The sequence below is a fragment of the Paraburkholderia unamae genome, from assembly GCF_003268775.1.
GTDB lineage: Bacteria > Pseudomonadota > Gammaproteobacteria > Burkholderiales > Burkholderiaceae > Paraburkholderia > Paraburkholderia unamae.
On record NZ_QLSU01000004.1, the window covers coordinates 245,722 to 267,722 of the forward strand.

General features: G+C 65.2%; 17 protein-coding genes. 8 read left to right on the forward strand and 9 right to left on the reverse strand.

Features of this window, described 5'->3' with window-relative positions:
- The first annotated feature begins 47 nt into the window (after positions 1-47).
- The 7 genes from C7401_RS08560 (at position 48) to C7401_RS08590 (ending at position 10,432) form a co-directional block, all read left to right on the forward strand.
- The gene (locus tag C7401_RS08560; protein WP_112170938.1) at positions 48-3,233 is read left to right on the forward strand and encodes an efflux RND transporter permease subunit; all 3,186 of its coding nucleotides are present in this window, start codon (positions 48-50) and stop codon (positions 3,231-3,233) included.
- 23 nt (positions 3,234-3,256) lie between these two features.
- Positions 3,257-4,828 carry an efflux transporter outer membrane subunit gene (locus tag C7401_RS08565; protein ID WP_112170939.1) on the forward strand — a complete coding sequence of 524 codons (1,572 nt, stop codon included), beginning with the start codon at positions 3,257-3,259 and terminating at the stop codon, positions 4,826-4,828.
- 249 nt (positions 4,829-5,077) lie between these two features.
- Positions 5,078-5,914 (forward strand): MetQ/NlpA family ABC transporter substrate-binding protein, encoded by an 837-nt coding sequence (locus tag C7401_RS08570; protein ID WP_112170940.1) that lies wholly within the window; start codon positions 5,078-5,080, stop codon positions 5,912-5,914.
- Positions 5,915-5,952: 38 nt separating this feature from the next.
- A complete protein-coding gene (locus C7401_RS08575; protein ID WP_112170941.1) occupies positions 5,953-7,080 on the forward strand; it encodes a methionine ABC transporter ATP-binding protein in 1,128 nt (375 codons plus the stop codon).
- Entirely contained in the window at positions 7,073-7,729 is a 657-nt protein-coding gene (locus C7401_RS08580) for a methionine ABC transporter permease (RefSeq protein ID WP_112170942.1), read from the forward strand. The genes C7401_RS08575 and C7401_RS08580 overlap by 8 nt, the downstream gene beginning before the upstream one ends.
- Before the next feature lie 82 nt (positions 7,730-7,811).
- Positions 7,812-9,038: an acyl-CoA dehydrogenase family protein gene (locus C7401_RS08585; RefSeq protein WP_112170943.1), complete on the forward strand. Its 1,227-nt coding sequence runs from the start codon at positions 7,812-7,814 to the stop codon at positions 9,036-9,038.
- A 68-nt stretch (positions 9,039-9,106) separates the two neighbouring features.
- Positions 9,107-10,432: an Nramp family divalent metal transporter gene (locus tag C7401_RS08590; RefSeq protein WP_112170944.1), complete on the forward strand. Its 1,326-nt coding sequence runs from the start codon at positions 9,107-9,109 to the stop codon at positions 10,430-10,432.
- Positions 10,433-10,567: 135 nt separating this feature from the next.
- Here the strand turns inward: C7401_RS08590 and flhC are convergent, their stop codons facing one another.
- From flhC to C7401_RS08605, 3 genes are all read right to left on the reverse strand, one after another.
- On the reverse strand, positions 10,568-11,170 hold the full coding sequence (gene flhC, locus C7401_RS08595) for a flagellar transcriptional regulator FlhC (RefSeq protein ID WP_112170945.1): 603 nt from the start codon (positions 11,168-11,170) through the stop codon (positions 10,568-10,570).
- Positions 11,171-11,181: 11 nt separating this feature from the next.
- Positions 11,182-11,502, reverse strand: a complete 321-nt coding sequence (gene flhD / locus C7401_RS08600; RefSeq protein ID WP_112170946.1) for a flagellar transcriptional regulator FlhD — start codon at positions 11,500-11,502, stop codon at positions 11,182-11,184.
- 698 nt (positions 11,503-12,200) lie between these two features.
- A complete protein-coding gene (locus tag C7401_RS08605) occupies positions 12,201-12,386 on the reverse strand; it encodes a hypothetical protein (RefSeq protein WP_112170947.1) in 186 nt (61 codons plus the stop codon).
- Positions 12,387-12,499: 113 nt separating this feature from the next.
- On the opposite strand from C7401_RS08605, the gene C7401_RS08610 reads away from it, so the two are divergent.
- Complete coding sequence (locus C7401_RS08610; RefSeq protein WP_112170948.1) at positions 12,500-12,961, forward strand: universal stress protein; 462 nt, start codon at positions 12,500-12,502, stop codon at positions 12,959-12,961.
- A gap of 20 nt (positions 12,962-12,981) precedes the next feature.
- Here C7401_RS08610 and C7401_RS08615 read toward each other — a convergent pair whose 3' ends face one another.
- The 6 genes from C7401_RS08615 to C7401_RS08640 all read right to left on the reverse strand — a co-directional run bounded on the left by C7401_RS08615 (position 12,982) and on the right by C7401_RS08640 (position 21,895).
- Positions 12,982-14,268 (reverse strand): MFS transporter, encoded by a 1,287-nt coding sequence (locus C7401_RS08615; protein ID WP_112170949.1) that lies wholly within the window; start codon positions 14,266-14,268, stop codon positions 12,982-12,984.
- Positions 14,269-14,301: 33 nt separating this feature from the next.
- A complete protein-coding gene (locus tag C7401_RS08620) occupies positions 14,302-15,093 on the reverse strand; it encodes a peptidylprolyl isomerase (RefSeq protein ID WP_112170950.1) in 792 nt (263 codons plus the stop codon).
- A gap of 32 nt (positions 15,094-15,125) precedes the next feature.
- Positions 15,126-15,809 (reverse strand): respiratory nitrate reductase subunit gamma, encoded by a 684-nt coding sequence (gene narI / locus C7401_RS08625; RefSeq protein WP_112170951.1) that lies wholly within the window; start codon positions 15,807-15,809, stop codon positions 15,126-15,128.
- 76 nt (positions 15,810-15,885) lie between these two features.
- Entirely contained in the window at positions 15,886-16,581 is a 696-nt protein-coding gene (gene narJ, locus C7401_RS08630) for a nitrate reductase molybdenum cofactor assembly chaperone (RefSeq protein ID WP_112170952.1), read from the reverse strand.
- 2 nt (positions 16,582-16,583) lie between these two features.
- Positions 16,584-18,107: a nitrate reductase subunit beta gene (gene narH, locus C7401_RS08635; protein WP_112170953.1), complete on the reverse strand. Its 1,524-nt coding sequence runs from the start codon at positions 18,105-18,107 to the stop codon at positions 16,584-16,586.
- Positions 18,104-21,895, reverse strand: a complete 3,792-nt coding sequence (locus C7401_RS08640) for a nitrate reductase subunit alpha (protein ID WP_112170954.1) — start codon at positions 21,893-21,895, stop codon at positions 18,104-18,106. The genes narH and C7401_RS08640 overlap by 4 nt, the downstream gene beginning before the upstream one ends.
- Between the last annotated feature and the right edge of the window lie 106 nt (positions 21,896-22,001).

The following is a 22,001-nucleotide window of genomic DNA, read 5'->3' on the forward strand; positions in this document are numbered from 1 at the left end:
GATAAGGAACCCTAATCGCTTAAGAGCCTCAAGAACACGAGCAACCCATGAACATATCGAAATTCTTCATCGACCGGCCGATCTTCGCGGGCGTGCTGTCCGTGCTGATCCTGCTGGCCGGCGTGATCGCGCTGTTCCAGTTGCCGATCTCCGAGTACCCCGAAGTCGTGCCGCCTTCGGTGGTCGTGCACGCGCAGTATCCGGGTGCGAATCCCAAGGTGATCGCCGAAGCGGTGGCCGCGCCGCTCGAAGAGCAGATCAACGGCGTGGAGAACATGCTGTACATGCAGTCGCAGGCCAATAGCGACGGCAATCTCACGCTCACGGTCACGTTCCGCCTCGGCACCGATCCGGACAAGGCCACGCAGCTCGTGCAGAACCGCGTGAACCAGGCGCTGCCGCGCCTGCCGGAAGACGTGCAGCGCCTGGGCATCACGACCATCAAGAGCTCGCCCACGCTCACGATGGTGGTGCACTTGATCTCGCCGAACAACCAGTACGACATGACGTACCTGCGCAACTACGCGCTGCTCAACGTGAAGGATCGTCTTTCGAATATCCAGGGCGTGGGCGAGGTGCAACTGTGGGGTTCGGGCGACTATGCCATGCGTATCTGGCTCGATCCGCAGAAGGTGGCGCAGCGCGATCTCACCGCCAACGACGTGGTCAATGCGATTCGCGAGCAGAACGTGCAGGTGGCGGCCGGTGTGATCGGCGCGTCGCCCAGCGTGCCGGGCACGCCGTTCCAGCTCAACGTGAACGCGCGCGGCCGTCTGCGTACCGAAAGCGAGTTCGGCAACATCATCATCAAGACGAACCCCGATGGCGGCGTGACGTATCTGCGCGACATCGCGCGCATCGAGCTCGCGGCTTCGGAATACGGCCTGCGCTCGCTCCTGGACAACAAGCCCGCCGTGGCGCTCGCCATCAACCAGGCGCCGGGCGCGAACTCGCTCGCGATTTCCGACCAGGTGCGCGCGGCGATGAAGGACCTCAAGCAGGACATGCCGGCGGGCGTGGACTACCGCATCGTCTACGACCCCACGCAGTTCGTGCGCTCCAGTATCGAGGCCGTCGTGCATACGCTGCTGGAAGCCATCGCGCTCGTGGTGATCGTGGTGATCGTGTTCCTGCAAACGTGGCGCGCCTCGATCATTCCCTTGATCGCGGTGCCGGTGTCGATCGTCGGGACGTTCTCGCTCTTGCTTGCGTTCGGTTTCTCGATCAACGCGCTATCGCTGTTCGGCATGGTGCTCGCCATCGGCATCGTGGTGGACGACGCGATCGTGGTGGTGGAGAACGTGGAGCGCAATATCGAAAGCGGGTTATCCGCGCGCGACGCGACTTATAAGGCGATGCAGGAGGTGAGCGGGCCGATTATCGCCATTGCGCTCACGCTCGTGGCCGTGTTCGTGCCGCTCGCGTTCATGAGCGGTCTCACGGGCCAGTTCTACAAGCAGTTCGCCATGACCATCGCCATTTCCACGGTGATCTCGGCGTTCAACTCGCTCACGCTTTCGCCCGCGCTTTCGGCGCTGCTGCTGCGCGGCCACGGTGCGAAGGAAGACTGGCTCACGCGCGTGATGAACCGCGTGCTCGGCGGCTTCTTCCGGCGCTTTAACCAGGTGTTCCATCGCGGCTCGGAAAGCTATGGCCGCGGCGTGAACGGCGTGCTGCGCCACAAGGGCGCGATGCTCGCGGTGTATGTGGTGCTGATCGGCGCGACGGTACTGATGGCGCGCCTGGTGCCGGGCGGCTTCGTGCCCGCGCAGGACAAGGAGTATCTGATCGCGTTCGCGCAACTGCCCAACGGCGCTTCGCTCGACCGTACCGAAAACGTGATTCGCGACATGAGCGCCATTGCGCTCAAGCAGCCCGGCGTGGAAAGCGCCGTGGCGTTCCCGGGCCTTTCGGTGAACGGCTTCACCAACAGTTCGAGCGCGGGCATCGTGTTCGTCACGCTCAAGCCGTTCAAGGACCGTAAGGGCAAGGCGCTTTCGGCCGGCGCGATCGCGGGTGCGCTGAACCAGCAGTACGCGGGCATCAAGGACTCGTTCGTCGCCGTGTTCCCGCCGCCGCCGGTGCTCGGCCTCGGCACGCTCGGCGGTTTCAAGCTGCAACTGGAGGATCATGGCGCACTGGGTTATGAGGCGCTCAACCGCGCAACGCAGGACTTCGTCAAGCGCGCGTCGCAAACGCCGGAGCTGGGCCCGACGTTCACGAACTATCAGATCAACGTTCCGCAACTGAATGTCGATCTCGACCGCACGAAGGCCAAGCAGCTTGGCGTGCCGGTCACGGATGTGTTCGACACGATGCAGATTTATCTCGGCTCGCTCTACGTGAACGACTTCAACCGCTTCGGGCGCGTGTACCAGGTGCGCGTGCAGGCCGATGCGCCGTTCCGCCAGAAGGCCGACGACATTCTGCAACTGAAGACGCGCAACGCCGCGGGCGAAATGGTGCCGCTCTCGTCGCTCGTCACGGTCACGCCCACGTACGGCCCCGAAATGGTGGTGCGCTACAACGGCTACACCGCGGCCGACATCAACGGCGGCCCGGCGCCCGGTTACTCGTCGGGTCAGGCGCAGGCGGCGGCCGAGCGCATCGCGGCCGAAGTGCTGCCGCGCGGCGTGAAGTTCGAATGGACCGACCTCACGTACCAGCAGGTGCTGGCGGGCAATGCGGGCGTGTGGGTGTTCCCGATCAGCGTGCTGCTCGTGTTCCTCGTGCTCGCCGCACTGTACGAGAGCTTGACGCTGCCGCTCGCGGTGATCCTGATCGTGCCGATGAGCGTGTTGTGCGCGCTGACCGGTGTGTGGCTCACGCAGGGCGACAACAACATCTTCACGCAGATCGGCCTGATGGTGCTCGTGGGCCTCGCTTCGAAGAACGCCATTCTGATCGTGGAGTTCGCGCGTGAGCTGGAGCACGACGGCCACACGCCGCTTTCCGCCGCCATCGAGGCAAGCCGCCTGCGTTTGCGCCCGATCCTGATGACGTCCATCGCGTTCATCATGGGCGTGGTGCCGCTCGTGATCTCCAGCGGCGCAGGTTCGGAAATGCGTCATGCCATGGGCGTGGCCGTGTTCTTCGGCATGCTGGGCGTGACCGCCTTCGGCCTGTTGCTCACGCCGGTGTTCTATGTGGTGCTGCGCACGCTCGCGGGCGGCAAGATTCATGTGGCGCAGAAGGACAATGCGCACAAGCCGCAGTCGATGGTGGACGCCTGAGGCGCCAAGGGAGAATGATTAATATGACTAACGAATCCATCTTGCGCCAGAGCGCGAGCGAGACGCCGGGAGGCTGGCGTCTCGCACGGATCGCGGCGAGCGTGGCGCTGTTCGCGTGGCTTGCAGCGTGCTCGGTCGAGCCGACCTACAAGGCGCCCGACGCGGGCGTGCCCGCCGCGTACAAGGAAACGCCGCAGCAGACGCAGAGCGCGAACCCGCACGACGTGGGCACGTGGACGCCCGCGCAGCCCGCCGACGACGCCCATCGCGGCGAATGGTGGACGGTGTTCGGCGATCCGACGCTCGACAAGCTCGAGCAGCAGGCCTTCGACGCGAACCAGGACCTCAAGGCGGCAGCCGCGCGCGTGCAGCAGGCGCGCGCCGTGACCCAGGCTGCGCGCGCCTCGTGGTTCCCGTCGATCGACGCGGGCTTCGGCCCGACCTACGAGCGCGCCTCGCCGGCTTCGCAGTATCAGCCGCAGAACTACAACGTGCCCGCGCAAACGCTGTGGCGCGCGCAGGCCACGGCGAGCTACGAGGTCGATCTGTTCGGCCGCGTGAGTTCGAACGTGCACGCCACGCAGGCAGATGCGCAGCAGAGCGAAGCGCTGTTCCGTTCGGTGCAACTCGCCTTGCAGGCCGATGTCGCGCAGAACTACTTCCAGTTGCGCCAGTTCGACTCCGACGTCGATCTGTACCGCCGCACGGTGACGCTGCGCGCAGACGCGCTCAAGCTCGTCGAGCGGCGTTTCAAGGAGGGCGACATCAGCGCGCTCGACGTCGCGCAGGCGCGCAATGAACTGGCGAGCGCGCGCGCCGACGCCGTAGGCGTCGCACGCCAGCGCGCGGCCTCGGAGCACAGTCTCGCGATCCTGCTGGGCAAGGCGCCCGCCGACTTCACGTTCCCGGAAACGCCGCTTGCGCCGGTGCTCGTGCAGGTGCCGCCGGGCCTGCCTTCCACGCTGCTGGAGCGCCGCCCCGACATTGCCGCCGCCGAGCGCGCGATGGCGGCCGCGAACGCGCGCGTGGGCCTTGCGAAGTCGGCGTTCTTCCCGAAGCTCGACATCACGGGGGCGTTCGGCTATGAGTCGGCTACGCTTGGCGACCTGTTCATGTGGTCGAGCCGGGCCTTCCTGCTCGGGCCGCTCGCGGGCACGGCGCTCACGCTGCCGCTGTTCGACGGCGGCCGCCGCAAGGCCAATCTCGCTCAGGCGCGCGCGAAGTACGACGAGGACGTGGCGCAGTATCGCCAGCAGGTGCTCGTGGCGTTCCGCGAGGTCGAGGACAATCTCTCCGACCTGCACCTGCTCGACGACCAGATCCGCGAACAGAACGACGCGGTGGGCGCTTCGCAGCAGTCGGCGCACCTTTCGCGCACGCAGTACGAGGAAGGCGAGGTGAGCTACCTGAACGTGATCGACAGCGAGCGCACGGTGCTCGTGTCGCAGTTGCAGGCGAGCCACCTGCAAGGCTCGCAGGCCGTGGCGACCGTGAACCTGATCCGCGCGCTGGGCGGGGGCTGGGGCGACGCGAAGCCCGGCGACGCCACGCCGGGAGACCCGGCACCGCCGCCGGCGCCGCTCGCCGCGCGCTGAGCCGAGCGCCGAGAGCCGGGTCAATCCGCAAAACCGAAGCACGTTCGCCGCCCGCGTATATATCGCGGGCGGCGATTTCCTTTGCGCAATCCGTTCGTAGACCCCGCGCCGCCGCGCCCCTATCATCGCTTGGACCCATCTGGAGCAAACGCGATGGGCGGCGCGCGTCCCGCGCGCGGGCGTTCTTTCCGTTGGCCTCATCGCGTCGCTCCTCACTGAACGAAGTGCAACTTCCATTCGAGGACCGCGATGAAACGTGCCGTGCGCGCCGTGTGGCGCCATTCCCTTCTCCAACGTTTCGGCGTGCTGACGGCGGTGGCCGTGACGCTCGCGGCGGCAACGCTCAATGCGCACGCGGACACGCCCACGCTCAAGATCGGCATTGCCACCACGCCGCAAACGCCCGCGCTCCAGGAAGCCGCGCGCGAGGCGAAGGCCCAGGGCGTGGACGTAAAGATCATCGAATTCACCGACTGGAATACGCCCAACGCCGCGCTCGCGAACAAGGACATCGACGTCAACTACTTCCAGCACACGCCGTTTCTGGAAAACGCCGAGAAGCAGGGCGGCTACAAGTTCGTCGCCATCGCGCCGGGCACGATCATGAAGATCGGCCTGTATTCGAAGAAGGTAAAACGTTTCGAAGACCTGAAGGATGGCGCGACCGTCGCCATCGCCAACGATCCGGTGAACGGCGGGCGCGGTCTCCTGCTGCTGCAACGCGCGGGCCTCATCAAGCTCAAGCCGGGCGTCGATTATCGCGCGACGACGCTCGACATCGTGTCCAACCCCAAGCATCTCAAGATCGTGCAGCTCGAAGCGTCGCAACTCGCGCGCTCGCTCGACGACGTCGATCTCGCGCAGGGCTACCCGAGCTTCATCAAGCTCGCGGGCACCACCGATCCCAATAGCGCGCTGCTTTTCGACGGCGTGGAGAACAAGGCGTTCGCGATCCAGTTCGTCGTGCGCCCCGAAAGCGTGAACGATCCGCGCATCCGCAAGTTCATCGACATCTATCAGCATTCGCCGGCCGTGCGCAAGGAACTCGACAAGGCCTTCGGCAATCTTTACGCGGTCGCGTGGTAACGGGTGACGCGCACGCGATTCACGCACGAGGAGCAGCGATGATGAAATGGTTCGGGACGGCGCGCTTCATCGAGGCGGGCCCGGCGGCGGGCGATGCGGCGCGCAACGCGCAGGACTCGCAGCCCGCCGTGGTGTTCGGGCAGGTCGGCAAGGTCTATGCGAGTGCACAGTCGAAAGCTGCGCACGCGGCGCTTTCCGGCGTCGATCTTCAGGTGGCGCGCGGCGAGGTGTTCGGCATCATCGGGCGTAGCGGCGCGGGCAAGTCCACGCTGCTGCGGCTCGTGAACGGGCTGGAAAAGCCCACGACCGGCAGCGTGCGCGTGAACGGCGTGGACGTGGGCGCGCTCGACGAGCGCGGGCTCGTCACGCTGCGGCGGCGTATCGGCATGGTGTTCCAGCACTTCAACCTGCTTTCCGCGAAAACGGTGTACGACAACATCGCGCTGCCGCTCAAGATCGCGGGCGTGCCGAAGGCGACCATCGAAACGCGCGTGAACACGCTGCTCGACCTCGTGGGCTTGAGCGAGCGCCGCGATGCGTGGCCCGCGCGACTCTCGGGCGGTCAGAAGCAGCGCGTGGGCATTGCGCGCGCGCTCGTGCACGAGCCCGATATCCTGCTCTGCGACGAGGCGACCTCGGCGCTCGACCCCGAAACCACGCGCGCCATTCTCGCGTTGCTGCGCGACATCAACCGGCGCCTGGGCGTCACCATCGTGCTCATCACGCACGAGATGGAAGTGATCCGCGACGTGTGCGACACGGTTGCCGTGATCGAGCGTGGCGAAGTGGTCGAGCAGGGGCCCGTGTGGCGCGTGTTCGGCAATCCTCAGCACGAGGCGACGCGTGCGCTCTTGCATACGCCGGGCCACGAGCTTCCCGACGACCTGGCCGCGCGACTGCGCGCGACACCGCAAGCCGGTGCGCACGCGTTGTTCGACGTGCGCTTCACCGGCGAGTCCGACGAGGAGCCCGAGATCGCCACGCTGGCGCAGGCGTTCGGCGCACAGGGCGTGCGCTTCGTGCACGGCGGCATCGAACGCATCCAGGGGCGTGCGCAAGGGCGGCTCATCGTGTCGGCGCCGGTGGCGAGCGCCGACGAGGCGGCCACGCTGGCCGTTCAGGCGCGCCGTTACGCGAGCCGCGTGGAGGTGCTGGGCTATGTCTGATGTGTGGATTTCCGAACTGCTCGAAGGCATTCGCGACACGGTGCTGATGGTCGGCGTATCGGCGATCTTCGCACTCCTGATCGGTATTCCGCTCGCGCTGCTGCTGGTCACGACCGCGCGCGGCGGCATTTTCGAGCGGCCCGCGCTCAACACGACGCTCGGTGCGCTCGTCAACGCGTTCCGCTCCACGCCTTTCATCATTTTGCTGGTTGCGCTGCTGCCGCTCACGCGTTTTCTGGTCGGCACGACCATCGGCGTGTGGGCGGCCGTGGTGCCGCTTTCCATCGCCGCGATTCCGTTCTTCGCGCGTGTGGCCGAAGTGAGCCTGCGCGAAGTGGATCGCGGTCTGATCGAAGCCGCCCAGGCCATGGGCGCGCAGCGCCGGCACATCGTCTGGCACGTGTTGTTGCCCGAGGCGCTGCCCGGTATGCTGGGTGGCTTCACCATCACCGTGGTGGCGATGATCGGCTCCTCGGCCATGGCGGGCGCCGTCGGAGCGGGCGGCCTGGGCGATCTCGCGATACGCTACGGCTACCAGCGCTTCGACACGACGGTCATGGTGACCGTGATCGTCTTGCTGATCGCAATCGTGGCGGCCGTGCAATTCGTGGGCGACCTGCTCGTGCGGCGTCTCTTGCGGCGAACCTGACGGGCGCAACCGTTCGACATGACGCGCGCAGTCCATCGCTGCGCGCTTCGCTTTTTGGGCATCACTTTCGGGAAAAACGGGTATGAACGAAACACTGCGGCCGCGCGGTCGGGAACAGGAGGAGGCGCGTCTTGCCGCGCTGCTGGAAGCGCTGCGCGCGAGCGCCCCGCAACGCGACCTGGCCGGCGGCCACGCGGCGGCCGAAAAGCAGCGCATCGCCGACGCCGGACTGCTCACCATTGCAGTTCCGCGCGAGTTCGGCGGGCAGTTTGGTGCGGCGTCCGGTGCGCAATCAGGCGACACGGCCAGTGCCGGCCTGTGCTGGAGCGACGTCTACACGATCATCCGCAAGCTCGCGCGCGTCGACAGCGCGCTTGCGCATCTGCTCGGCTTCCAGTGCCTGCAAGTGGCGAGCGTCGAATTGTGGGGCAGCCCGGCGCAGCGCGCGAACTGGCTGCAAGGCACGGTCGAGCACCGCTGGTGGTGGGGCAACGCCGTGAATCCGCTCGACACGCGGCTCGTTGCGCAGTCCGATGGCGCGGGCGGCTGGCGTCTGCACGGCAAGAAGGGATTCTGCTCGGGCACCTACGGCTCGCAGATGATGACCGTGAGCGCGCACGATCCCGCCACCGGCAACCCGGTGTTCGCGGTCGTGCCCACCACGCGCGCGGGCATCACCGTGCACGACGACTGGGACCCGATCGGCCAGCGGCAGACCGATAGCGGCACGGTGTCGTTCGAGAACGTCGAAGTGCGCGCCGCCGAGGTGCTCCAGCGGCCCGACACGCCGCGCGCCACGCTGCGCACGCTCGTTTCGCAAGGGGTGCTCACGAACCTGTTTGTGGGTCTCGCGGAAGGCGCGCTCGAAGAAGCGCGCGCTTATGTGCTCGCGAACGGGCGGCCGTGGATCAACGCGGGCGTGCAGCATGTGGCCGACGACCCGTATTTGCAGCAGCGCTTCGGCGAGATGCGCGTGCAGTCGCTCGCGGCGGCCGTGCTTGCCGACCGCGCAGGCGCGCTGCTCGATGCCGCGTGGCTAGAGGGCGAGGCGCTGGGCGCGGCCACGCGCGCGGAAGTCTCGCTCGCGATTTCGGAGGCGAAGATCGTTGCGCATCGCGCCGCGCTGGAAACCGGCGAGCAGTTGTTCGAAGCGTGCGGCGCGCGCGCCACGGGCGCGGCGCTCGCGCTCGACCGCTTCTGGCGCAACGCGCGCGTGCACACGCTGCACGATCCGCTCGACTACCGCGTGCGCGACGTGGGCCGCCACACGCTCTTGCAGGAACTGCCGCAGCCGACGCTGTACACTTGAGGGCCCGATCGCGGCGTGTTGCGCCGCGTCACGTCAACCGTTGACGTCAACCCTTGAGGATCGAACCGTTGGAGTTCCGACTACCGACCACGGCGACGGCGCCGTTTTGCCCTTCCGAAGTGCAGGGCAGCATCGAGGTTTCGCCGCGCGCGCCATTCTGGAAGAAGTTCTGGCAGTTCGCGGGCCCCGGCCTGCTGGTGTCGATCGGCTATATGGACCCCGGCAACTGGGCCACCGACATCGAGGCGGGCTCGCGCTACGGTTACAGCCTGCTGTTCGTGGTCGTGCTCTCCAGCCTCGCGGCCATCGCGTTGCAATGCCTCTCCATGCGCCTGGGCATCGTCACGCAGCGCGATCTCGCGGAGCTTTCGCGCGAGCGCTACTCGAAACCCGTGGCGCTCGGCCAGTGGGCGCTCGCCGAGCTTTCGATCATCGCCTGCGATCTCGCCGAGGTGCTGGGCGGCGCGCTCGCATTCCACCTGTTGCTGGGCTGCTCGCTGATGGTGGGCGTGGTGCTCACCGCGTTCGACACACTCATCGTGCTCGGCCTGAAGGGCAAGAACTTCCGCTCGCTCGAAGCGATCATGGCCGGGCTCATCGCCACCATCGGCCTGGGCTACGTGATCCAGCTCGCGCTCGTGAAGCCGCACTGGCCCGCCGTGTTCGCGGGCGCGGTGCCGTCGTGGCACGCCATTGCCTCGGCGGAGCCGCTTTATCTCGCGATCGGCATTCTCGGCGCGACGGTCATGCCGCATAACCTCTACCTGCATTCGTCGATCGTGCAGACGCGCGCCGTCAAGCGCGACCGCCAGAGCCTCGCGCAAGCCATCAGCCTTTCGCGCCTGGACACGATCGTCTCGCTCCTGCTCGCGCTGCTCATCAACGCGGCCATCCTGATCCTGGCCGCGGCGGCGTTCCACGCCAACGGGCACACCCAGGTCACCGATATCGAAGAAGCCTACAAGCTGCTCGCGCCGATCGTCGGCACGGGCCTGGCGGCGGTGCTGTTCGCGGTGACGCTGCTCGCCTCCGGGCAGAGCTCGACGTTTACGGGCACCGTGGCGGGCCAGGTCATCATGGAAGGCTTCCTGCGCATGAAGATTCCGTGCTACCAGCGGCGGCTCATCACGCGCGTGCTCGCGCTGATCCCGGCGGTGGCGGGCGTGGCGCTGCTGGGTAACGGCGCGGTGGGCAAGCTGCTGGTGGCAAGCCAGGTGGTGCTGAGCCTGCAACTGCCGTTCGCGCTTTGGCCGCTCATTCGCATGACGAACGATCGTGCACTGATGGGCGAGTTCGTGAACCGGCTGCCCACACGGCTGATCGCGTGGTTCCTGTTCGTGGTGATCTCGGCTGCGAACCTGTGGCTCGTCTGGCAGACGTTCGCCGGGAACTAGAAGAGGGAGGGGTGCTGGCGCGCGCCCTGACGTGGCGGCAAGTAGAATGCGCTTCGCCGTCCGGTGCGCTCAGGCACCGGACGGTTTCGCGTCTTGGTCTCGAGTCCGGTTGATCCGGATCTGGCTCTCCTACGCTTATGCAGCCTCGGCAATGCCATCCGACGTTACCACTGCCGGAAGGTCGCTCTCGGTCTGCTCGGCGCCCCGTCGCGCTGCAGCCGCCTTTTTCGTCTTGCCGGCTCGCGATGGAGGCTGGCATGCGCCGCACACGACGTTGTGCTGAAGGTCGTGGCGATGCGCGACGAATTTACCGCCGCAACGGCAGCAAGGCGTCAACTGCAGAATATCGGCATCAAAAAAGCGCACCAAGGTCCACGCACGCGTGAGGTCGAGCACCGGCTCGGCCCCGCTGTGGCGGCAGTGTTCCAGATACAGCCGGAACCCCTTGGTGAGCGCGTCGAGATGCGAGCAACGCGCTTCATTCTTCAGGAACAGGTACGTGTTATAGAACAGCGAGGCGTGGATGTTGGCCAGCCACGTCATGTACCAGTCCGCCGAAAACGGCAACATACCCTTGGGCGGCGACACGCCGCGAATCTCGCGATACAGGCGGATCATGCGGTCACGCGAGAGCGTGAGTTCGCTTTCCAGCACCTGCATGCGCGCGCCCAGCTCGATCAACGCGATCGCGCGGAACACTTCCTGGGCGTCTTCGGTGAGGCTGCGCCGCGTTGTCATGGACGTCACCCTCAGGCGAATTGGCCGGCCGGCTGTCCTGCAAGCAGGATGGCCGCGTGAGTGGCCGCCACGTCGGCATGTTTGGATGTCTGCGTGAGCGCGGACAACATCGCATGATCGTCGAAGCGGAAAAAACAGAGAAGCTGGTCGGAAGAGGCCAACCTGACGATCTGCGCGAGCGACAGTCCGCCAAGCAGATCGGCCAATTCCGACGACAGTCCCAGTCGGAACATGCCGACCGGCTTGTCCTCGCGCAGCATGCGCTGTGCGAGCATCAGATACGACAAATTAATTTCGCGGATAGAATCCAGCGTCTCGCTGCTGCGGTCCATTTCTCTAGTTTCCGAAGCCCCGAATTTAACCCCCCGGCTTTTTCGCCGTGTATCTTTTCTGGTCTTGTGGCCGGCCCTAGCTCATTGGCTGGGCCTGACTCTTTGATACAGGTTGTTACATCTCGTAACAACCTTGGAGGGAATTGTATGAGGGCTTATCTCAGAAATCAATCCCTCGGATCAAAAAATAATCAACTGTTGTAAATTATTTTCGGTAATTTTTTCTGCTATTTGAAGCCGTGCTTGCGGCAATCTGCCGCAACGCCCGCCCAGCCCCGGCAATTCGGTCTGAAGGCCTTGGTGCTTGGGCTCTCGGTCCCGGCATCCGGTGCATGCGCAACGAATGTGCGGGCGCCGTGCAGGGGGGCTTGCAGGAATAAACGTTTTGAAAGGAATTACGTTGACAGGTAAAAAATACGTGTCTGGGGATTAATTCAGATGAGGATTAATATGTAACAGCCGATTCGACCCCAAAACAATTGTAACAGCCGAATGTGTAACTAAGGTGTAACCAGCGCGAGTGCGTGCTATCGCGGGATATGCTCAGTGAGTAAAGCCGGGATTTGCACGAGGAAATATTTATTAAACGGACGCATCAAAGCGTCTTTGGTTACAAATTGGGCTCCGGCGAGAAAGCCGGTAAAGAAGAGACGAAAGCGGTGCGGTGGCTCAGATGAATCGGCGAGGTATCCGTTCATTCAGGTGAGCAGCGGCACCGCTTCGATGAGAGCGGCGCCCAGCAGCAGGCCGACCAGCGCGCCGACGAGCCGTGGATGCCATTTGTCGAGGTGGATCGCGCTGACGAGGGCGCCCACCAGGATGGCCCCGAGCAGGGCGAAGGCGACCAGCAGGTAGGCGATCTCGAAATCATTGTCGATGATCATGGCGCCTCCTTAAAGACGATCTGGCGAAAGCCCATATGCCAGTTATATCACAACATGATATAACTGGCATAATGAAAGCATCATTCCGGGGTGAACCGCGAGGGAGAAAGCTCATGGCCTCGTTTAAACGCATTCTGCTGTGCTACGACGCGACGCGCGAAGGACGGCGCGCGTTGCGCGAGGGCGCCGACCTCGCGCGCGAGTGCCACGCCCAGACGCACCTGCTCGCGGTGCTCGACCAGGCGCCGCTGCAATGGGGCACGGATATCGCCTCGGCGGTGCCGTTCGAGGCCGCCGAGGAGGCGGCGCGCGAAATCCTGCGCGACGGGGTGGCGTGCCTCCAGGAAAAGGGGCTCGCGGCGACCGGGCACTTCGTGGTGGGTCGGCCTATCGACGTGATTGCGAGCTACTGCGCCGAGCTCATGCCCGACCTGATCGTGCTGGGCCACCACCGGCGCGGGCCGTTCAAGCGTTGGTGGGACGGGCGCGACGACCGCCTGCTGCTCGACCGGGTGTCGTGCAGCGTGCTCGTCGTAACGGCGCCCGAGCCTCAGGCGGCAGCGGCCGCCGCCTGAGGCGAAGGCTCGCGTGCGTGTCAGGCGCTGCTCTGGCCGAGAATCGGCGTGCGCTTGACCTCGGAGATGTAGAGCAGGATCAGCGAGACCCAGACAATGCCGTAGAGCAGCATGAAGCAGCTCGAACGGATCTTGAGCCAGTCGAGCAGCATGCCGAACAGGATCGGCAGCAGAAAGCCGCCGAGGCCGCCCGCCAGGCCGACAATGCCGGTCACGACGCCCATGTTGGTGGGAAAGTCGTCGGCCACGTACTTGAACGTCGAGGCCATGCCGAACGCGAACACCGCGCCCAGCACGAAGGCCACCGCGACGAAGCCGAACAGCGGCATGTTGATGTGGAGCGCCGCCTGACCATCGATCGTGTGGATCACGAAGTCCGTGGGCGGGTACGAGAGGATGAACAGGCAGATCCACGCCACCCACAGGCCCCACCAGGTGACCGTATGCGCGCCCAGCTTGTCGGCGAGTACGCCGCCGACCGCCCGCAGGATCGAGCCTGGCAGCGAGAAGCCCGCGGCGAAGGCCGAAGCCATGACGAGCGACATGCCGTACTCGGCCTTCAGGTATTGCGGAATCCACAGCGAGAGGGCGGTGAAGCCGCCGAAGGTGATCGAGTAATACTGGCACAGGCGCCACACGCGCGGGTCGGCCAGCACCTTGAATGTGTCCAGCAGCGAGCCGCCCGACTTGCCCGCGCCGGGGTCGCGCGCCGAGCCTAACCAGAAAATGACGGCGGTCACGAGCAGGGCGACGGCGTAGACGCGCGGCACGAAGCGCCATCCGTAGAGATTTTCGAGCTGCGGCGTGACGAACAGGTTGACGGCCGCGCCCACCGTGCCCGCGCCGAAGAAACCCATGGCGAAGCCGCGCTGGCTGGGCGGGAAAAAGCGCGCGACGTAAGGCGTGCCCACCGCGAACGACGCGCCCACGCAGCCGAGAAAGAGGCCGATGAGCAGGAACTGCCACAGCTCGCTCGCGTAGCTGACGATATACACGGGCACCGCGCACACCACGAGCAGCGTGGTCATGACGATGCGCCCGCCGAAGCGGTCGGTCCACGCGCCGAGCGGCAAACGCATGATCGCGCCGGTGAGCACGGGCGTGGCGGTAAGCAGGCCGAACTCGGTGCTGTTGAGCTGGAGTTCCTCGCGCAACTGCACGCCGAGCACGCCGAACATCATCCACACCACGAAACATACGAGAAACGCGAGCGTGCTCACGAGCAGGACGGACCAGGCCTTCGCGCCGACCTTCTCCGGTTGCGCGGCGCCCGTCACGGGGCGCGCCGATTCGCTACGCAGATTCATGTTGCCTCCATCGCGTGGGGGTGCACGTCGACGTCACTGGACGAGGGGACTCGTTGCGGCTTCCAGTGCCGCGTTTTCGAGCGTCGCTTCGGATGCGAGTATCGATACGTACTGCTGAATGGCCTTGTGGCGCACGCGCTCGCTGAGAAAGCGCGCGATGTCGCTGGACACCTCGCTATACGCTACGGGGTCGCCCGGCACGCGCCGGTCCACGCGCACGAGATGAAAGCCGTAGCGCGTGCGCACGAGGCGCGGCACGATGCCGATGTCGGTGGCGTCGAACAGCGCCGCTTCGAACTCGGGCACGGTGTCGCCGCGCGCGAGCTGGCCGAGGCTGCCGCCCACGCCCGCCGAAGGGCAGTTCGAGAACTGCCGCGCCAGCGCCTCGAAGGTGTCGGGCGTTTGCTGGAGTTCGCGCAGCGTTTCCTCCGCCTTCTGGCGCAGCAGCGCGAGCGGCACACGCTCGGTGATGGCGAAGAGAATGTGGCTCGCGTACACCAGTTCGTTGCGAACGAAACGTTTGGCGTGTTGCGCGTAGTAGCGTTCGCAGTCCTCGGGCGTGGGCTCGGGCACGCGCAGTTCGCGCGCCAGCAGCGTGTCGAGCACGGCGTCGTCGAGCTCGGCGTCCGGCGCGATCAGGCCGAGCGCCGTGGCGCGCTGGCGCAACAGCTCGTGCACGACGAGCGCGCGCCGTGCGGCGAGCGCGGGGTCAGGGTCGTCGGTGTGATTGCCGCGCTCGGTCTCGATCGCCGCGAGGCCGATCTCGACGTCGTTTACACGCGCGGGCTGGTCGAGGGCAAGGTCATGCGGGGCCGCGTTCGTCATCGATTGCGCTCCTGGTTCCGGTGGAGGGAGGATTAGCGCTTGCGCACGAGCTGGTACGGGCGGATCAGATAGAAAACCGAAGCGATGCCGCTCCAGATATGGACCATGCGCGTGAACGGCGAAACGAGGAAGATGGTGAAGCCCAGCGCGATGTGCGTCTGGTACACGAGCGGCACGCCGTCGAGCAGGCCCGCGATGTTGGGCCGGAAGGTCACCACGCCTTTCACGTAGTCAGTGAGCTGTTCGAACATCATGCCGTCCATGTGGCGCGCGGAGAGCACCACGGTGGCGAGCCCGAGCGCGAGCTGCGCCCACAGCATGAACACGATGACGATATCCGACGTCTTGCTGTTCACGCGGATACGCGTGTCGCCCAGCCGCCGCGCGATCAGGATCGTGAGGCCGACAATCGCGAAGCTGCCCGCCACGCCGCCCGCCACCATCGCGAGCAACTGGTGCACGGTGGCGGAGATGAAAGGCGCGACCAGCCAGTGCGGTGCGAGAAAGCCGACGAAGTGGCCCATCACCACGACCAGAATGCCCCAGTGGAACAGGTTGCTGCCAAGGCGCAGCGAGCCGCGCCGCAGCAATTGCGACGAGTCGCTCTTCCACGTGTACTGCTCGCGGTCGAAGCGCACGAGCGAGCCGAACAGCAAGACGGCCAGGCAGATATACGGATAGATGCCGAACAGAAACTGATGGAGGTAGTTGCCCATGACGGCTCCTTGCTTGCTTTTTTGCCAACGGCGTTCGAACGGTGTATCCGGATCGCGTGTTGCAGGTGGCGGCTGTCTAGCGCGGCGCGCGGCGCGGGTGAAACTCCACAGGCGCAACCGCAGGCCGTTCCGCGCCCATGAATTGCACCGGTTCGTCGGCCCAGGCCGCGTCGAGCGCTTGCAGGTGGTCCTTGTCGTGCGGCTTGCCCGCGTCGTCGTCGTGCGCGGCGTCGGGCAGGTCGGCGCCGCCCGCGCCCGCGAGCGGCAGCAGCGCGCCGATCACGTACGCGTAATGGCTGTTGCGGCGGCTCAGCTCGGCCGTGATCGACTGGAGAATCGCCGTGGTTTCGGCCAGCAGTGCGCGCGCCTCGTTCGGCTCCAGAATCGAGAGGTATTCGAGGAACACGGGCAGATAGTCGGGCAACTGGCCCGGCTGGAGCAGCATGCCGTGCTTCTCGTAGGTCTGAACGAGGTCGATCATCGCCTGGCCGCGATCGCGCGATTCGCCGTGCACGTGCTCGAACAGATGCAGCGAAGTCGCGCGGCCGCGATCGAACAAGGCAACGTAGTTCTCTTGCAGCGCGAGCAGATCGCGCGAGCCGAGATAGTCGATGAAGCGTTCGAGCCTCTCGCGCGCCTCGGCGCCGAACGCACGCTCGCTGCGCACGATCGCGCGCAGTTCATGCACCGCTTCGACGAGCGGCACATCGGGATACTCGAGCAGCGACGCAACGAGCCGGTAGGTCATGGGCTGGGGACGAGCCGCGAACATGGTCAGATCTCCTGAATGGGAATCTGGCGATGTCCGCTTTTCGGCGCGAACAGGCTTGCCTCCGATTTGCCGTCCGAACAGCCGTTGCCGAACGAGAAGCCGCACGACGAGCGCAGGTCGAAGGCGTTCTCCGCGTACTCGCGGTGCGTGGTGGGAATCACGAAACGGTCCTCGTAGTTCGCGATCGCGAGATAGCGATACATCTCTTCCACCTGGGCCAGCGAGAGCCCGACCTGCGTGAGCACCTGCGGAGCGTCCACGCGGTCCACGTTGCGCGCGCGCATGAAAGCGCGCATGGCGAGCATGCGTTCCAGCGCGAGCTGCACGGGCTTTTCGTCGCCGGCCGTGAGCAGGTTCGCGAGGTAGCGAAGCGGAATGCGCAGCGAGTGCACGTCGGGCAGCCACCCGTTCATGCCCAGCTCGCCGCTGTTGGCGGCCGAATTGATGGGCGAGAGCGGCGGCACGTACCAGACCATCGGCAGCGTGCGGTACTCGGGGTGCAGCGGGAAGGCAATGCGCCAGTCGATCGCCATCTTGTAGACGGGCGAGCGTTGTGCGCCGTCGATCCACGCTTGCGGAACGCCGTCGCGCGCGGCCTGCTCGATCACGGCCGGGTCGAACGGGTCGAGGAACACGTCGAGCTGCGCCTGGTAGAGGTCCTTCTCGTCGGCCACGCTTGCTGCGTCGCGAATGCGGTCGGCATCGTAGAGCAGCACGCCGAGATAACGGATGCGCCCGACGCATGTTTCCGAGCACACCGTGGGTTGCCCCGCCTCGATACGCGGATAGCAGAAGATGCACTTTTCTGCCTTGCCGCTATGCCAGTTGAAGTAGATCTTCTTGTACGGGCAGCCCGAAACGCACATGCGCCAGCCGCGGCACTTGTCCTGATCGATCAGCACGATGCCGTCTTCCTCGCGCTTGTAGATCGAACCGGAAGGGCAGGCGGCCACGCAGGCGGGGTTCAGGCAGTGCTCGCACAGGCGCGGCAGATACATCATGAAGGTGTTCTCGAACTGCCCGTAGATATCCTTCTGCACGTTCTCGAAGTTATAGTCCTTCGAACGCTTTTCGAACTCGCCGCCCAGAATCTCTTCCCAGTTCGGCCCCCACTCGATCTTCTCCATGCGCTGGCCGCTGATGAGCGAGCGCGGCCGTGCAACGGGCGTGGCCTTCGTGTTGCCCGCTTCCTGCAAATGCGCGTAATCGAAGGTGAAAGGCTCGTAGTAGTCGTCGATTTCGGGCAGATGCGGGTTGGCGAAAATTTGCGCGAGCAGCCGCCACTTGCCGCCCAGGCGCGGCTCGATCTGGCCGTCGGCCTTGCGTACCCAGCCGCCGCGCCAGCGCTCCTGGTTCTCCCATTCCTTCGGGTAGCCGATGCCGGGCTTGGTTTCCACATTGTTGAACCACGCGTATTCCATGCCTTCGCGGCTCGTCCACACGTTCTTGCAGGTCACCGAACACGTATGGCAGCCAATGCACTTGTCGAGGTTCAGGACCATCGCGATCTGCGCACGCACTTTCATGAGCCTTCTCCTTCGCGAACGGCCGCGCTGACGGCGGCAGGCAGGGGGCCAACGGGTGTTTCCTCGGCGTCGAGCCAGTCGACGTTCTTCATCTTGCGCACGATGAGGAACTCATCGCGGTTCGAGCCGACCGTGCCGTAGTAGTTGAAGCCATAAGCGAGTTGCGCGTAGCCGCCGATCATGTGCGTGGGCTTGAGCGAAATGCGCGTGACCGAGTTGTGAATGCCGCCGCGTGTGCCCGTTATTTCGGACCCCGGCGTATTCACGATTTTTTCCTGGGCGTGGTACATCATGACCATGCCGCGCGGAATGCGCTGGCTCACCACGGCGCGCGCGCAGAGTGCGCCGTTCGCGTTGAAGCATTCGATCCAGTCGTTGTCGACCACGCCGATCTGTGCCGCGTCCTTCTCCGAGATCCACACGATCGGGCCGCCGCGCGAAAGCGTGAGCATCAGCAGATTGTCGGTGTAGGTGCTGTGAATGCCCCACTTCTGGTGCGGCGTGATGAAGTTCAGCGCCAGCTCGGGATTGCCGTTCGAGCGCGAACCGGCCATCTTCTCGTAGCTGCCGGTGTCGATAGGCGGCTTGTAGACGCACAGCGCCTCGCCGAACGCGCGCATCCACGCGTGGTCCTGGTAGAGCTGCTGGCGGCCGCTCAACGTGCGCCAGGGGATCAGCTCGTGCACGTTCGTGTAGCCCGCGTTGTACGACACGTGTTCCGACTCGATGCCGCTCCACGTGGGCGACGAAATGATCTTGCGCGGCTGCGCCTGGATATCGCGGAAGCGGATCTTTTCGTCGGCGCGCGCGTCGGCGAGATGCGCGTGTTCGATGCCCGTGAACTTCGAGAGCGCTTCCCACGCCTTCTTCGCGACCGCGCCGTTGGTTTCGGGTGCGAGCGAGAGGATCGTTTCGGCGGCATCGATCGCGGTCTCGATGCGCGGGCGGCCCTTCGCGTCGCCGGCGTCTTCCGCCTGATCGCGATAGTTCAGCGCGCCGAGTTCGTGGACTTCGTCCTCGGTATTCCAGCTAATGCCCTTGCCGCCGTTGCCGAGCTTGTCCATGAGCGGCCCAAGCGAGGTGAAACGGTGATACGTCTCGGGGTAATTGCGCTCGAGCGTCACCACGCCCGGCATGGTCTTGCCCGGAACCGGCTCGCATTCGCCGCGCTTCCAGTCGTCCACGCCGAAGGGCTGGGCGAGTTCGCCCGCCGCGTCGTGCGCAATGGGCGCGAGCACCACGTCGCGCTCCACGCCGAGATGGCCCACGCTCAATTCGGAAAAGCGCTTCGCGATGGCCTTGAAAATGTCCCAGTCGCTGCGCGCTTGCCACGCGGGGTCCACGGCGGCGGAAAGCGGGTGAATGAACGGGTGCATGTCGGACGTGTTCATGTCGTCCTTCTCGTACCACGTGGCCGTGGGCAGCACGATGTCCGAGTACATGCACGTCGTCGACATGCGGAAGTCGAGCGTGCAGAGCAGGTCGAGCTTGCCTTGCGGCGCCTCTTCGTGCCAGACGACTTCCTCGGGACGCGGTACACCGTCTTTCACCACTTCCTCGCCTTGCACACCGTTCGTTGTGCCGAGCAGATGCTTGAGGAAGTACTCATGCCCCTTGCCCGACGAGCCGAGCAGGTTCGAGCGCCACACGAACAGATTGCGCGGGAATACGGCGGGATTATCGGGGTCTTCGCAGGCGAGCTTGAGGCTGCCGTCCTTCACGCGTCGCGCCACTTCGGCACCGGCTTTCGCGGGGTCTTCGAGCGAGCGGCCCAGTTCCAGCGGATTGCTCGCGAGCTGCGGGGCCGAAGGCAGCCAGCCCATGCGCTCGGCGCGCACGTTGTAGTCGATCGGCGCGCCGTGAAAGTCGGCCTTGTTCGCGAGCGGCGAAAGCAGATCCGTTGGGTTCATCGGATCGTAGCGCCACTGGTCGGTGTGCGCGTAGAAGAACGACGTGGCGTTCATCTGGCGCGGCGGCCGGCTCCAGTCGAGCGCGAAAGCAAGCGCGGTCCAGCCCGTTTGCGGACGCAATTTTTCCTGGCCCACGTAATGCGACCAGCCGCCGCCGGACTTGCCGATGCAGCCGCACATCACGAGCATGTTGATGATGGCGCGGTACGCCATGTCCATGTGGAACCAGTGATTGATGCCCGCGCCGATGATGACCATCGAGCGGCCTTCGGTCTTGTCGGCGTTCTCGGCGAACTGGCGCGCGACGTTGATGACGTCCGCGCGCTTCACGCCCGTGATCGCTTCCTGCCACGCGGGCGTGTAGGGCACGTCGTCGTCGTAGCTGTGCGCGATGTCCTTGCCGCCCAGGCCCTGGTCGAGCCCGTAGTTCGCCACGAAAAGATCGTAGACGGTGGCCACGAGCCGCTCGCCGGCGGCCGTCGCGACACGCCGCACGCCAATGCGACGGTTCAGCACCGGCCCGTGCGAGGTGTGCGGGAAATGTGGATGCGCGACGTTGCCGAAGTAGGGGAACAGCACGTCCACCACATCGTCGTGCTTTTCGACGAGCGAGAGCGCGGGCTTGAGCGGCGCGCCGTTGACGCCTTCCTCGCGCAGATTCCACTTGCCGCGATCGGCGCCTTCCTGCTGGCCCCAGCGAAAGCCGACCGAGCCGAGCGGCACCGCGAATTCATTCGTCGCGCTGTCGATCACTACGGTCTTCCACTCGGGGTTGTTGTCCTGCGCGAGCGCGCCGTCGAAGTCGGAGGCGCGCAGATAGCGGTCGGGCACGTACTGGCCGTCGCGCTCGACGAGCGTGACGAGGCAGGACATGTCGGTGAATCGGCTGCAATAGTCGGCGAAATAAGCGCTTTTGCCCGCGAGGTGATACTCCTTGAGGATCACATGGCCCATGGCGAGCGCGAGCGCCGCGTCGGTGCCCTGCTTGGGATGCAGCCAGATGTCGCCGAACTTCGCGCCTTCGGCGTAGTCGGGGAAGATCGAAACGATCTTCGCGCCGCGATAGCGCGCTTCCACCATGAAGTGCGCATCGGGCGTGCGCGTTTGCGGCACGTTCGACCCCCACATCACGATGAACGAGGAGTTGTACCAGTCGGCGGACTCGGGCACGTCGGTCTGCTCGCCCCACGTTTGCGGCGAAGCGGGAGGCAGGTCGCAGTACCAGTCGTAGAACGAGAGGCACACGCCGCCGATGAGCGAGAGATAGCGCGAGCCGGCCGCATACGACACCATCGACATGGCGGGAATGGGCGAGAAGCCGATCACGCGGTCTGGACCGTGGCGTTTGATGGTATGCACGTTTGCCGCGGCGGCGATTTCGAGCACTTCGCTCCAGTCCGCGCGCACGAAGCCGCCCAGACCGCGTCGCGTTTGATAACTTTTGCGCGCGGCATCGTCGTCGACAATGGCCGCCCACGCGGCAACGGGGTCGAGCGTGCGGCGCTTTTCGCGCCACAACTTCACGAGCGCGCTGCGCACGAGCGGGTACTTGAGCCGATTGGCGCTGTACAGGTACCACGAATAGGACGCGCCGCGCGAGCAGCCGCGCGGTTCGTGGTTGGGCATGTCGGGGCGCGTGCGCGGGTAGTCGGTCTGCTGCGTTTCCCACGCGACAATACCGCCCTTCACGTAGATCTTCCACGAGCACGAGCCCGTGCAATTCACGCCGTGCGTGGAGCGCACGATCTTGTCGTGCTGCCAGCGCGTGCGGTACGCCTCCTCCCATTTTCGGTCTTCGTCTGTGACGGCGCCGTGACCATCGGCGAATTGCGTGCGTGCCGCCGTGAAGTAACGCAGACGATCCAGAAAATGGCTCATGTCATCTCCAGCTTGTACGTCGGGGACTACCGTAATTTAGGAGAAGGATTGAGAAGATGTAAAGGGGATGAATGAAATCTATTTCGACGTATATGAATGGATATAA